The sequence below is a fragment of the Psychrobacillus sp. NEAU-3TGS genome (assembly GCF_029955155.1).
GTDB lineage: Bacteria > Bacillota > Bacilli > Bacillales_A > Planococcaceae > Psychrobacillus.
Map to the genome: position 1 here is coordinate 219,410 of NZ_JAPNOZ010000011.1, position 13,032 is coordinate 232,441.

Annotated in this window: 12 protein-coding genes; all 12 read right to left on the minus strand. The window is 37.8% G+C overall.

The annotated features are described in order from the left end of the window. Positions 1 to 12 precede the first annotated feature (12 nt). The 12 genes from OR571_RS13870 to dnaJ all read right to left on the minus strand — a co-directional run bounded on the left by OR571_RS13870 (position 13) and on the right by dnaJ (position 12,881). The gene (locus OR571_RS13870) at positions 13 to 2,112 is read right to left on the minus strand and encodes an HD family phosphohydrolase (RefSeq protein WP_282243546.1); all 2,100 of its coding nucleotides are present in this window, start codon (positions 2,110 to 2,112) and stop codon (positions 13 to 15) included. A gap of 136 nt (positions 2,113 to 2,248) precedes the next feature. After that, a complete protein-coding gene (locus OR571_RS13875) occupies positions 2,249 to 3,208 on the minus strand; it encodes a PhoH family protein (protein WP_282243548.1) in 960 nt (319 codons plus the stop codon). Further along, on the minus strand, positions 3,205 to 4,311 hold the full coding sequence (locus OR571_RS13880) for a sporulation protein YqfD (RefSeq protein ID WP_282243550.1): 1,107 nt from the start codon (positions 4,309 to 4,311) through the stop codon (positions 3,205 to 3,207). Before OR571_RS13880 ends, OR571_RS13875 begins: the two co-directional genes overlap by 4 nt. Positions 4,312 to 4,600: 289 nt before the next feature. Next, positions 4,601 to 5,038 (minus strand): hypothetical protein, encoded by a 438-nt coding sequence (locus OR571_RS13885; RefSeq protein ID WP_282243552.1) that lies wholly within the window; start codon positions 5,036 to 5,038, stop codon positions 4,601 to 4,603. Between the two features lie 30 nt (positions 5,039 to 5,068). Continuing rightward, the gene (floA, locus tag OR571_RS13890; protein WP_282243554.1) at positions 5,069 to 6,073 is read right to left on the minus strand and encodes a flotillin-like protein FloA; all 1,005 of its coding nucleotides are present in this window, start codon (positions 6,071 to 6,073) and stop codon (positions 5,069 to 5,071) included. Continuing rightward, a complete protein-coding gene (locus OR571_RS13895; RefSeq protein WP_282243555.1) occupies positions 6,073 to 7,398 on the minus strand; it encodes an NfeD family protein in 1,326 nt (441 codons plus the stop codon). The genes floA and OR571_RS13895 overlap by 1 nt, the downstream gene beginning before the upstream one ends. Before the next feature lie 260 nt (positions 7,399 to 7,658). Continuing rightward, positions 7,659 to 7,832 carry a 30S ribosomal protein S21 gene (gene rpsU / locus OR571_RS13905; RefSeq protein WP_016426884.1) on the minus strand — a complete coding sequence of 58 codons (174 nt, stop codon included), beginning with the start codon at positions 7,830 to 7,832 and terminating at the stop codon, positions 7,659 to 7,661. A 103-nt stretch (positions 7,833 to 7,935) separates the two neighbouring features. Beyond that, positions 7,936 to 8,607 carry a deoxyribose-phosphate aldolase gene (deoC, locus tag OR571_RS13910; protein ID WP_282243574.1) on the minus strand — a complete coding sequence of 224 codons (672 nt, stop codon included), beginning with the start codon at positions 8,605 to 8,607 and terminating at the stop codon, positions 7,936 to 7,938. An 84-nt stretch (positions 8,608 to 8,691) separates the two neighbouring features. After that, positions 8,692 to 10,035: a tRNA (N(6)-L-threonylcarbamoyladenosine(37)-C(2))-methylthiotransferase MtaB gene (mtaB, locus tag OR571_RS13915; protein ID WP_282243575.1), complete on the minus strand. Its 1,344-nt coding sequence runs from the start codon at positions 10,033 to 10,035 to the stop codon at positions 8,692 to 8,694. Between the two features lie 15 nt (positions 10,036 to 10,050). Next, the gene (locus OR571_RS13920) at positions 10,051 to 10,791 is read right to left on the minus strand and encodes a 16S rRNA (uracil(1498)-N(3))-methyltransferase (protein ID WP_282243576.1); all 741 of its coding nucleotides are present in this window, start codon (positions 10,789 to 10,791) and stop codon (positions 10,051 to 10,053) included. A 10-nt stretch (positions 10,792 to 10,801) separates the two neighbouring features. Continuing rightward, positions 10,802 to 11,746, minus strand: a complete 945-nt coding sequence (gene prmA, locus OR571_RS13925; protein ID WP_282243577.1) for a 50S ribosomal protein L11 methyltransferase — start codon at positions 11,744 to 11,746, stop codon at positions 10,802 to 10,804. Between the two features lie 13 nt (positions 11,747 to 11,759). Next, positions 11,760 to 12,881, minus strand: a complete 1,122-nt coding sequence (gene dnaJ, locus OR571_RS13930; RefSeq protein ID WP_282243578.1) for a molecular chaperone DnaJ — start codon at positions 12,879 to 12,881, stop codon at positions 11,760 to 11,762. Positions 12,882 to 13,032 lie beyond the last annotated feature (151 nt).

A 13,032-nucleotide genomic window follows, 5' to 3' on the forward strand; every position in this document is an offset into this window, starting at 1 on the left:
CCCCTTACGTCCTTATTTTGGGTATTCTATTCGCGAATGGAATGTACCATTCATCGTCGTACAGAAACTTTCTTCCATTATCTTTATTTCCTTTAAAGATAGATCGCATTCATCAAATTGACCATCTAGTAATTTTCCTTTAATAATGGATTGGATCAGTTCCCTAATCTTTTCTGCATTTGGTTCTTTCATCGAACGGACAGCAGCTTCCACACTATCTGCAACCGAAATAATCGCAATTTCTTTCGTTTGAGGTTTAGGACCCGGATACCTATATTGCCCTTCCGCTATATCGTCTTTCATTTCCTTTGCTTTATAGTAAAAGAATTTAAGCAAGCTAGTCCCGTGGTGTTGCTCCGCGATATCAATTATTTCTTTTGGCATTTTATGTTTCCGTAAAATTTCTGCCCCGTCTACAGCATGTGCAATAATAATATCACGACTAGTTTCTGGTGGTAAATTATCATGCGGGTTGTACCCATTCACTTGATTTTCAATAAAAAATCCAGGTCGTTTCGTTTTTCCAACATCATGATAATAGCTCCCCACCCGCGCTAATAGCCCGTTTGCACCAACCGCTTCACAGGCAGCATCCGCTAAGTTTGCGACCATCAAACTATGATGGTATGTCCCGGGAGTTTCCGTTAATATTTTTTTCAACAATGGATGATTCGGATTAGATAGCTCGATTAACCGCATCGTAGACAATATGCCAAATACCGATTCAAAAAATGGAAGTATTCCAATCGTTAGAGCTCCAGATAGTATACCCGATAATACGGCAACACCAACATAAAACAATATATCGTTAAATTCATATGTCGTTTTTGTCATTAATAAATAAAATAATATAAATAATATATTTACTGCTGAAACGACAAAGCTTCCTCTAAATATTTGAGAGTTATTATGAGTTCGTTGCATCGCAAAAATACCTGCTACACTCCCGAATAATATGTATAACGAAATTTCCATTTGAAATACATTTGTATACCCTTCTTGAAAAATAATGCCCGCATAAGCAGCAACAACAAAACTAGTGATGAGTGCTGCACGTTCATTTACTAATAAGTAAACAAATATGGAAACCAATGCAGTCGGGAATATAAATGCAATGACTACATCAAAATTATATGCAACTGATTGTAACACTTTCATGATTAAGACAGAAACGATTAGACTAAAAGCGACGACAACCAAATTTTTAGCATTTGTAATGGATTTCTCTTTCTTACGAAATGTTTGTGCAAATAAGATCCACATTGTAAGTAGAACGAATAGACCAACACCTATAGGTGGTTTATAAGATGTTTTATCTGTTAACATTCCGAGTAATTCAATCTGTCTATAAACTTCTCGGTCTATTAGTTCTCCTTTTTGCACTAGTATTTGCCCTTGTAAAATTCTAGTCGGTTCAACACTTGCTTTTGCCTGCTCAATCCGTAATTCTGTAAGCTCATCATTTTCGATTTCTGTCGCTACAATTGCACTCCGCGCTATATTGATGAGGATATTCATATACTCCGCGGAAAACCCAAATGAGTTTGTAACCTGTGAAGCAACTTTTTCACGCGCAGAAGGAACATTTTCGGTTCGTATTGGCTCATTTAATGCATTTTCTGCAATGGTGGCCAATTTCTCCTTTGATTCTCGTAAAACAGGAGCTGACTGCTTTAGTAAAATAGTTAACATTTCATCACTTAAAGGAATGACACTTACGTTTTCTGCCAATACGTCCATTTCTTCTTTTAATTTTGCAAGTGATGTAACTGCCCCTTCTTCAGCTAGTTCTTCAGTAGATTTTTTTTTCACTTCGAGAACGCTGTCAAAAATAGAACGGATAATCGCAGCCTGGTTATCTGCAGTTTCGTCTTGAAATTGATATACTGGAAGAACTTCGGAAGCTACTTGTTCTTTTTCTTCTTCCGTTTTTACGGGATCTTCCATTGTTTTAACCGAACGTATCGTATCAGGTGAAAGTTGGAATCGTTCTATATCATATTTACTTTCTTTCACATTACCAATTAATAAAAAGAACATGCAAATCGCTGTTAAGAGAATGATAACAAAAGGGAGATACTTATTATTGCGCCATTCTTTCCATTTTAACAAAATGAATTTCACTCTAAATTCAGCTCCTTCACAGCTTGTCCCCTTATTATACCTTAAAGTCGAAACTAGTCATTACTATTTCCTGAAAATTAACAAAAGCAACAGTCAGCTACTGGACCGTTGCTTTATAGAAATACTATGATTGTTGCTCGTCATATGCCTGAATAATTTTAGCAACTAATGGGTGACGGACGACATCTCCCTGTTCTAGGTATTGAAAATGGATACCAGCAACATGGCCTAAAATTTTCTCCGCCACGATTAATCCAGATTCAGCACCTTTTGGTAAATCTATTTGCGTTTTATCTCCTGTAATAACCATTTTCGAACCAAAACCAAGACGGGTTAAAAACATCTTCATTTGAGCTTTCGTAGTATTTTGCGCTTCATCTAAAATAACAAAAGCGTCATCCAGCGTTCTACCACGCATGTAAGCAAGCGGCGCAATTTCAATTGTACCTCGCTCCATTAAGCGGTCTGTCTGTTCCGTACCTAGCACATCATGTAAGGCATCATATAACGGACGTAAATAAGGGTCTACCTTCTCTTTTAAGTCTCCAGGTAAGAAACCTAGGCTCTCTCCTGCCTCGACAGCAGGACGTGTTAAAATGATTTTTTTCACATGTGCATTTTTTAAAGCCTGTGTGGCCATCACAACTGCAAGGTATGTTTTACCTGTACCTGCTGGACCTATTCCAAACGTTAAATCTGAATGCCTAATCCCTTGTATATATTCTCTTTGACCGATTGTTTTAGCACGAATAGCTTTGCCCTTTGTATTTCTTGCAATTTCTTCATCATATAAGCTTGAGAAGTATTCAATCGTTCCATTCAAGCTCATTTCAATAGCAGACGTAACATCTCTTAGGTTAATATTGATGCCTTTGCGTATAACAGAAAGAAGTTGTATCATTAGCTTTTTCGTTTCTTCTACATTTTTCTCTTCGCCAACAATTTGTATTTGTTCGCCTCTTGTAATTAGTTGTACCTTTAGTTCCGCTTCAATTAGCTTTACATTTTTATCTGATATTCCGAGAAGCATTACTGCTTCTGCTGGGTCCTGCAAATTTATATCGAGTTGTTTTTGTTCGCTCATGCTTCGTCTCCTTGAGGTATAACTTGGGGTGTTGCAATGTCTTCATTTACTAATAATAATACCTTCCCTTTTACTTTATCATTTTGTATAGATACCTGCAAAACTTTATCTTCTAATATTTGTGTGCCCGCAGGCAAATCATTGATTATTTTTTGAAATAGTAATGGACGTATTAATCGTTCCATAGACTTCTCACTTAACTCGTAACTTTCCTCTATATTATTTTGTACATATCCAGCCACAACATATTTTTGTAAGAAAGAAGGAAGAACGATCTCTTTCCAGTAGGGTACATTCGTCTTCCTCTTTTTTTGTATCAGCAACTCTCTTTCATTCGGCTTTACAATCGATACTTTTTTGGGAAGTTCAAACTGAAGTTCAATCCAGTAATTTGCATATACTTTTCCTTCTGCACTCGTTATTATTCGTTTATCTCCTTGCGTCACGAATCCATTCACGAGCGTATCCCCTTTTTTAACCGCCACATTCTTCTGTACAGCTCTTACTCCTTTTACTATTTCAAAATCTGTAATAACTCCACTTCTCTTAGCGATTAAATGGACTGGCGGTGCGTCTTTTATATCTCGTTCGGTTTTTATTGGGGCAAGCATCGGGGATACGATTAGCGTTGAACCCGATTGGGCAAAATGCACCCATGAATACTCTTTGTACTTCAATAAAATTTTCTGCCGTATTTCTTGTTCAGCAGGTAACGAAGAGGTAAGCATTTTTTCTTTAATATTCATCGCCTTTAGTTCTTCATAGAGCAAAATATTATTTTCAGGTGAATCCGATTCGATATGAATTGTCCAAATAAATTGTGCCAGTAAAACAGGTATAATGAAAAATAGAGCGACGCCTATGAGAGAGTATGAATGAGTAGAAATAATTCCTTTTCTGGTTTCATCCACTAACTGTACTGGGATTCTCATCGCTTTTCTTATTTTTCGAAATGCCTTTAAGTCTTTCTTTTTTATAGAAAAGTATAAATAATTTTCTCTGCTATATACGTTGTATACATGGATATTTATAGCAAACAAACGCTGAAATAGAGCATGTTGATCTGTAGCTATCGGAATTTGTACTCGTATAAGGCTTGCCATTACGTACGATCCTTCCTAGTTATATTAAAAAAGTTAAGACGTTCTACTGTTAAATGCAGACGATCCGATGATAGAGATTTTATCTGTAGACTATCTGCATTAATTTCCAGCAAATAATGATCATACGAACATAATACGCTATTTTCATTTAACTTAAGAAGGGTTATTTCGTAATCTAAAATAATGTCATTAAAATTATCAATCATAATACTCGCGTGGAGTGGAAATAATTGTTTTATAAAAAACACCCCTTTACATGAATTTATGCATGTAAAGGGGTGTTCATGAGTTATCTTTTGGATTTTGGTGGAGCTAATATTTCGGACAAAACAATTGCTCGAATAAGCTCATCCTTCGTTTCCGGTAAAACGCTCGCCATCACTGGCTTGGCAGTATTCACAACCGGTCTATTACCTTGGTGAACAGATAGACGACCAGATGATCTTTGTGCACCTTGATCGCGACTGACTTCACGTTGAACTTTTTCTACCGTCATCGGTTTAACAGGTTCTGGCTTTGAATCAGTTGGTCTACGCTCAATTTTAGCTTGTTGTTCTTGTTTAAATTCTTTTGCTAGCTCCCCTAAGTTTTTAAAAGGATTCTCTACAAAAGGTTTTTGTTGCGAATATTTTTTGACCGGTTTAGGAGCATTTTTTGGCTCCGGCTTTTTTTTGCCAAACAATGCACTAATAATACCAATGATAATGAAGATAATTATTGACTCCAAGGAGAAAGACCTCCTTTCCGCGGTTTTAAACTAGTCTTTCAACTCTCCAGTAGAAGGTTTATCTCCTCCGACTTTACTAATGGAATCTCTCATGCTAGTGTCCGCTTGGATATTTTTATAATTCATATAATCCATCACACCGATATTACCTTCTCTTAAAGCTTCTGCCATCGCAAGTGGAACTTCTGCTTCTGCTTCCACTACTTTAGAACGCATTTCTACTACTTTCGCTTTCATCTCTTGCTCAGAGGCAACAGCCATTGCACGGCGTTCTTCCGCTTTTGCTTGCGCAATTTTCTTATCTGCTTCAGCTTGCTCTGTTTGAAGTTCTGCCCCAATATTTTTACCTATATCAACGTCCGCAATATCAATCGATAGAATTTCAAAAGCTGTACCAGAGTCTAATCCTTTAGCCAGTACAGTTTGAGAAATTAAGTCCGGATTCTCAAGTACACGTTCATGACTAGTACTCGACCCGATTGTAGAAATAATACCTTCCCCAACACGGGCAACGATTGTCTCTTCACCCGCACCTCCGACTAGACGGTCGATATTGGCACGTACAGTAATACGCGCTTTCGCTTTTACTTCAATCCCGTTCATCGCAACCCCGGCGATAAATGGTGTTTCAATTACTTTCGGGTTTACAGACATTTGCACGGCTTCTAGTACGTCACGACCAGCTAGATCGATCGCTGCTGCTCGTTCAAATGTAAGCTCAATATTGGCACGGTGTGCGGCAATAAGAGCGTTAACAACACGGTCAACATTACCACCTGCAAGATAGTGGCTCTCTAATTGATTGATAGCCACTTTTAAACCAGCTTTATGTGCTTTAATAAGTGGATTAACAATGCGTGATGGAATTACTCGACGTAACCTCATCCCTACAAGTGTGAAAATACTAATTCTTACGCCAGCTGCAAGCGCTGAAATCCATAGTGTGATTGGAAAAAACGTAAAGAACACAGATAGCACGATAAATGCTAAAACAATCACAATAATTAACGTAATGGTTGATCCAGTGAATAACATTATGTTGCCTCCTCTTCTGCGACTTCTCGTACAACAATACGAGAGCCTTCTACTTTAATAATCATAACTTGTTTATCCTTCGCAACAAAACTTCCATCGGATACTGCATCGATTCGCTCATTGTCGATACGTATAGTTCCGGATGGTCTAAGGGCAGTCATTGTAACGGCCACTTTGCCAATTAAATCAATTCTATTTTCGTTAGATACATATCCTTGCTCCGTTGTTGTTGCATCTGACAAGATAATCTTGTTAAACGCTTTCAACCGCTTTCCAAAGAATTTCATAATAATCACCATTCCCACTATAGCTACTGTTAAAGCAATTAAAACAGCAATACTCATTTGTACAATATTGCCTCCTGCTAGTATTATACTAAAAATAATAGCAGCTGCACCTAATATACCACTAATTCCCCCAGGCAGGAAGAACTCGGCTATTATTAAAAGAACCCCAATGATAAAAATGATCAATGTTTCATAGCCTGCAAGACCAGCAACTAAATGCCCAAAAAAGAACAATCCAATGGAGATAAGCCCCATCGTCCCTGCAACTCCAAATCCTGGAGAATATAGCTCAACTATCAACCCCAAACTTGCAATGGACAATAAAATTGGCACGATAATTGGATGTGTAATAAATCGCGCAACCGATTCCATAAATGTTTCTTCTGATTCAATGACTTTTGCATTTAAAAGATTTGTCTTATCTAACAATTCTTCTAATGATTTTACCGTTCCATTCGAGTAACCTACTTCTAGTGCTTCTCCAGCAGTAAGTGTTAATAATTTTCCAACTGGTGCTCTATATTGAGGTAAATCTACCTGATCGTCAGCCATTGCCTGCGCAAATTTTGGATTTTTTTCCGTAAGCTTTGCAGCATTTATCATTTTCGCCTTCCATGCGCTATTTGCTTTTTCATCTGCTGTATTGCCAATACTATCAATTACAGCAGCTGCTCCGATTGTGCCACTTGGGGACATATAAATTTCATCCATATGCAATGCTATAAAAGCTCCTGCTGATAACGCTTCCGAGTTTATATAGGCTATTTTTCGAATCGAAGTAGAATCAAGTAAATCTGCAATTTTCTGAGCAGAGTCTACAAAGCCACCAGGGGTATTTATTTCGAAGATAATTGCGTTTGCTCCCGCTTCTTCTGCATCATGTATAGAACGCTCTAAAAAGGCATATAAACCCTTTTCCACTTCCTTATGGATGGGAATTTTATAAACACTCGGTGAATCAGCAGTGAATGTAGGAACAACCAGGAAAAATGACAATACCAATAAACAGAAATAAATAATGATCCGTGACAATTTCATCCTTAAACCTCCCTTCATCTATATGTATATTACTTTATACGGATGAGCACCATAAAAGTTTCAAAAATGAAAATAAACCGAGAAAATAAATTTTCTCGGTTTACATAATTGTAAATGTTAATCATACAGTACGTGTTTTGAACGTAGGGATGGTTGGGATTAATTTACCACTTACGTTTACGTGCAGCTTCTGATTTCTTTTTACGTTTCACGCTTGGTTTTAGAAACCAATGCTTCGAAGCTTGGTAAATTTAAATAAATTAGAATTTACGTTTACGGGCAGCTTCTGATTTCTTTTTACGTTTTACGCTTGGTTTTTCATAAAACTCGCGCTTTCTTACCTCTTGAATTGTACCACTTTTAGATACAGTACGTTTGAAGCGGCGAAGAGCATCTTCAAGCGATTCGTTTTTACGAACGACAGTTTTTGACATCTCTTTTTCCCTCCCTCCGAACACACGTCAAGCACATAACCTAGTGTTATGTACTAAAAAATTATACCGTATACTTTACAGTTGGTCAATACTTTCGCCTAAATTAATAATCAGATTTACTTTCCAAGCCTTGAACAATTTCTACACCTGAGCTTGCACCAATTCTAGTTGCACCTGCGTCTACCATCGCTTGCAAATCAGACAAGCTACGGACACCACCAGAAGCCTTAACTCCTAGCTCTGGACCGACTGCTCCGCGCATTAGCTTCACTGCATTTACTGTTGCTCCTCCTGTAGAAAATCCAGTAGAAGTTTTGACAAAATCTGCTCCTGCAAGCTTAGATATTTCACTAGCTCTCAAAATTTCTTCGTCTGTTAACAAGCAAGTTTCTAAAATAACTTTTACAATTGCTTTTCCTTTAGCAGCTTGTACTACAGCCTCGATATCTTTTTGCACAAAATTATAATCACGATCTTTTAACACACCAACGTTTATAACCATGTCGATTTCTTCTGCACCGTTTTGTATAGCATTTGTTGTTTCAAATGCTTTTACTTCTGTGGTGCTTGCACCAAGTGGGAAACCAATTACCGTACAAACCTTTACTGGTGTACCTTGTAATAATTGTGCACTCAAGTTTACCCAAGTCGGATTCACACAAACAGAGGCAAAAGTATAGGTTTTTGCTTCCTCGCAAAGTTTTTCAATTTGGTTTTTAGTAGCATCTTGTTTTAATAATGTATGATCGATTAATGCTGCAATATTTTGAGTCATTATATAATCTCCCTTTCGAGTTGTACGTACCTCTATATCATAATGGAAAAATAAAAAAAAGCCAGTGAGATTATACTCACTGACTTATACAAGTTGTTCCTCTGCATTTTCTAATACACGAACAAATTGACCTTCATTGTATGGATAACCAGCCTTCGTAATTTTGACTCGTACTAGTTTTCCTATTAAATCTTCTGTACCAGGTATAACGACCTTCAAATAATTATCAGTATAACCCTCGTATAAATTAGTATCAGGATCTAATTTGTATTTTTCTTCTGGGATTATCTCTAATACTTCTCCTTCAAAACGAGATGCGTACTGTGCAGCAAGCTGATCATTCAACGTGATTAATCGGTGAACTCGTTCATTTTTTATCTCTTCATCTACTTGGTTGTCCATTCTTGCCGCAGGTGTGCCTGTACGTTTTGAATATGGGAACACATGAAGTTCGGAGAATTTTTGATCACGAATAAAGTTAAACGTTTCCATAAATTCCTCTTCTGTTTCACCTGGGAAACCAACAATCACGTCAGAAGTAATCGCTAAGTCTGGGAGTGCTTCTCTCAGTCTATCTAATCGATTCGCGAAAAACTCCATCGTATATTTTCTACGCATTCTTTTTAATACGGTATTAGATCCAGATTGAATTGGAATGTGTAAATGTCTTACAACAATATTAGAATCTCTTAAAACATCGATTACTTCATCTGTTAATTGGCTTGCTTCAATCGAGCTAATACGAAGACGTTTTAAGCCTTTTACTTTGGATTCGATATCTCTTAAAAGCTGTGCTAAATTATAATCTTTTAAGTCTTCGCCGTATCCTCCTGTGTGGATGCCTGTTAATACGATTTCTAAATAACCTGCATCTACAAGCTGTTGCGCTTGATGAACCACTTCTTCTGGGTCTCTTGAACGCATTAACCCACGAGCCCACGGGATAATACAAAAAGTACAAAAGTTGTTACAGCCTTCTTGGATTTTTAATGACGCGCGCGTACGATCTGTAAAGGCAGGAACATCCAATTCCTCATATACTCGGTTTTTCATAATATTTCCGACTGCATTGATCGGTTGACGCTCTGTTTTATACTGCTCAATATAATCAAGCATTTTTGTGCGCTCTTGTGTTCCTACAACGATATCTACCCCTGGAATTGCCATTATTTCAGCAGGAGATGTTTGTGCATAGCAACCAGTAACACAAATAACAGCATCTGGATTTTGGCGAATAGCACGACGAATCACTTGCCGACTTTTTTTATCACCAGTGTTTGTTACGGTACATGTATTTATCACATATACATCTGATTGTTTTTCAAAATCAGTACGGTCATAGCCATTTTCTTTAAATAATTGCCATATGGCCTCTGTTTCATAGTGGTTAACTTTACAGCCTAATGTATGGAATGCAACGGATGACAAGTCCTCACACCTCTTTCATTCATATTCATAAGAAATTGCAGCAAGCGCATATAACGGTGCAGTTTCTGTTCTTAGAATCCTTGGTCCAAGTGCAATGGGTTGAAACTCATTTTCTAACAGTAGTTGTACTTCCTGACGATCGAGCCCACCTTCTGGGCCAAAAACGATTAGTATCGATTTTTTATCATACACCTTTTTTAGTTGGTCAGCAAACTTTTGTCGCTGTTCAAGCTTTGCGTCTTCTTCATCCGCAACAAATTTCACATCATACGATTTAGAAATTTCCAACAGCTCGGTCAATGAGATTGGTTTATGTATTAGTGGGATAAAGGAGCGATGAGATTGTTCTGCGGCTTCTTTTGCGATTTTTTGTAAACGAGTGATTTTTTTCTCGTTCTTTTGTTTATCCCATTTTACAATGGAGCGTTTCGCCTCAAATGGATAAAGTGTATGCATACCCAGCTCTGTCGCTTTTTGCGTTATTAATTCTAGCTTATCACCTTTTGGAAGTCCACATACGATGGAAACTTTAATCGGCAATTCTGTGGATTGTTCATGTTTTTCTTTTATCTGTAAAAGCACAGATTTAGAAGTACCTTCTAAGATGGTCATTGTATATGTCTGGCTGTTCGCTACTACATATACATCGTCACCAGAAGACATGCGCATCACTTGAATCATATGATGCGCATCTTCGCCTGTAATCGTTACCGTATTATTTTCCTCAATAGGTTCATTTGTAAAATAACGTTGCATGAGCGTCTCCTTATTTCTCAGGCTTTCTTGAAATGATTGTAACCCAGTCTTCCATCATCATTACTTCTTCGATTTCGAATCCCGCTTGCTGCAAGGAATTACGAACATCTTCTTTTTTCGTTGCAATAATACCTGATGTTATAAATAATCCACCATCTTTTACGATGGAATAAGCGTCATTTGTAAATGTCATAATAATTTCAGCTAAAATATTAGCAACCACGATATCTGCTTTTTCGTTCACATTGTCAAGTAAATTACCATGAGTTACTTGAACAACATCACTTACCTTATTTAGAGAGATATTTTCTTTTGCAGATTGAACAGCTACCTCATCTAAATCTAATGCATGGATAGATGCTGCCCCTAATTTTGCTGCCCCTATAGACAGGACACCTGAACCAGTCCCAACATCAATAACGCTAATTCCTTTTTGTACTGTTTTTTCAAGTGCTTGTAAGCACATGACAGTAGTTGGGTGGGTTCCTGTTCCAAACGCCATACCTGGATCTAGTTCAATGATTAATTCATCGGTATTTACACGCTCATAGTCTTCCCATGTTGGTACGATTGTAAAACGATTCGATATTTTAACTGGGTGATAATATTTTTTCCAAGCAGTAGCCCAATCTTCCTCGTCTACTTCTTGTACTGTTACACTATTATGACCAAGATCGATATTAAAGTTTTGTAAGTTGTTAATCGCAAGTTTGATCTCTTCCACTGTTTCTAGTAGAAAACTAGTTTCCGCTAAATAAGCCTTCACTCGTACACCATCTACTGGGAAATCATCCGGATTTAAGTTATAGATTTCACCAAAAACATCTTCTCTTTCTCTTAATAACTCTTCTGAATCTTCGATAACGACTCCACTTGCTCCAGCCTCATGCAGAATATTGCTAATTGCTTCCACTGCCTCATTCGTCGTATGAATGGATAGTTCAGACCATTTCACTTGCGCCACTCCTTTATTCACCTTTTATCGTTCTTTTGATTTTATCAAATAATGAACTGCCTTGCTCTTCCGGAATATCTCCGCTAATTTCTGCAAACTCACGAAGTAACTGCTTTTGTTTTTCCGTTAATTTTTTCGGTGTAATCACTTTTACAACGACATGTTGATCTCCAGTGCCATATCCGTGAACGTTTTTGACACCCTTACCTTTTAAGCGGAATGTTGTTTGAGACTGTGTACCTGCAGGAATTTTTAGTTTCACTTTTCCTTGAACTGTCGGTACCTCTATCTCGTCTCCAAGTGCAGCTTGAGCGAATGTCAATGGAAGTTCATAATAAATATCATCGCCATCTCGTTCAAATCTTGGATCGGCTTTTACACGGAATACAATATATAAGTCTCCTGCTGGTCCACCATTTACACCAGGTTCCCCTTGCCCACTTACACGAAGCTGTTGACCATCATCCACACCTGCTGGAATCGTCACTTTAATTTTTTTGCGTTTATTTACAGTACCTTTACCGTGACATGTAGAACATTTGTCCTTAATGATTTTCCCAGTACCCTCACAATAATGACAAGTCCGTTTCGTTTGAATGCGACCAAAAGGTGTGTCTTGTGCTACATTCACTTGCCCTTGACCATTACAGTGTGAACATTTTTCTGGTTGAGTTCCTGGTTTTGCACCAGTTCCGCTACATGTATCACATGTTTCTTCTTTAGCCACATCTATTTCTGTTTCTTTTCCGAAAACAGCTTCTTCAAATTCAATTGTCATCGTATATTGAAGATCACTGCCTTTTCTAGGTGCGTTAGGGTCACGTCGTCTTGAGCTTCCCCCACCGCCGAAAAACGAACTGAAAATATCTTCGAAGCCAAAGCCGTCTCCGCCACCAAATCCACCAAATCCTTGGTTTGGACCAGCATGACCAAATTGATCATATTGAGCTCTTTTTTGATCATCACTTAATACTTCATATGCTTCAGTAATTTCCTTGAACTTAGCATCAGCGTCTGCCGCTTTGTTAATATCCGGGTGATATTGCTTCGAAAGCTTGCGATACGCTTTTTTTATCTCATCTTGAGAAGCACCTTTAGAAACTCCTAGTACCTCATAATAATCACGTTTTTCCATTGTTCACTCTCCTGCTCTTTACCTACACGTAATGAATATTGTAACACGGAACAATAATCTAGTCTAAACAGTTACAAATGCGGAAGCACCTATCTCTGCCCCGACAGGCAAATGAGAATGTAGGTCTGCCTAGTGAGCCACATCGTGTGGC

Bases quoted from the DNA above. Each gene is read 5' to 3' on its own strand.
- OR571_RS13875 (WP_282243548.1), bottom strand. From the start codon at position 3,208: ATGAGCGAACAAAAACAACTCGATATAAATTTGCAGGACCCAGCAGAA.
- OR571_RS13880 (WP_282243550.1), bottom strand. From the start codon at position 4,311: ATGGCAAGCCTTATACGAGTACAAATTCCGATAGCTACAGATCAACAT.
- floA (WP_282243554.1), bottom strand. From the start codon at position 6,073: ATGTTATTCACTGGATCAACCATTACGTTAATTATTGTGATTGTTTTA.
- OR571_RS13895 (WP_282243555.1), bottom strand. From the start codon at position 7,398: ATGAAATTGTCACGGATCATTATTTATTTCTGTTTATTGGTATTGTCA.
- rpsU (WP_016426884.1), bottom strand. From the start codon at position 7,832: ATGTCAAAAACTGTCGTTCGTAAAAACGAATCGCTTGAAGATGCTCTT.
- deoC (WP_282243574.1), bottom strand. From the start codon at position 8,607: ATGACTCAAAATATTGCAGCATTAATCGATCATACATTATTAAAACAA.
- OR571_RS13920 (WP_282243576.1), bottom strand. From the start codon at position 10,791: ATGCAACGTTATTTTACAAATGAACCTATTGAGGAAAATAATACGGTA.
- dnaJ (WP_282243578.1), bottom strand. From the start codon at position 12,881: ATGGAAAAACGTGATTATTATGAGGTACTAGGAGTTTCTAAAGGTGCT.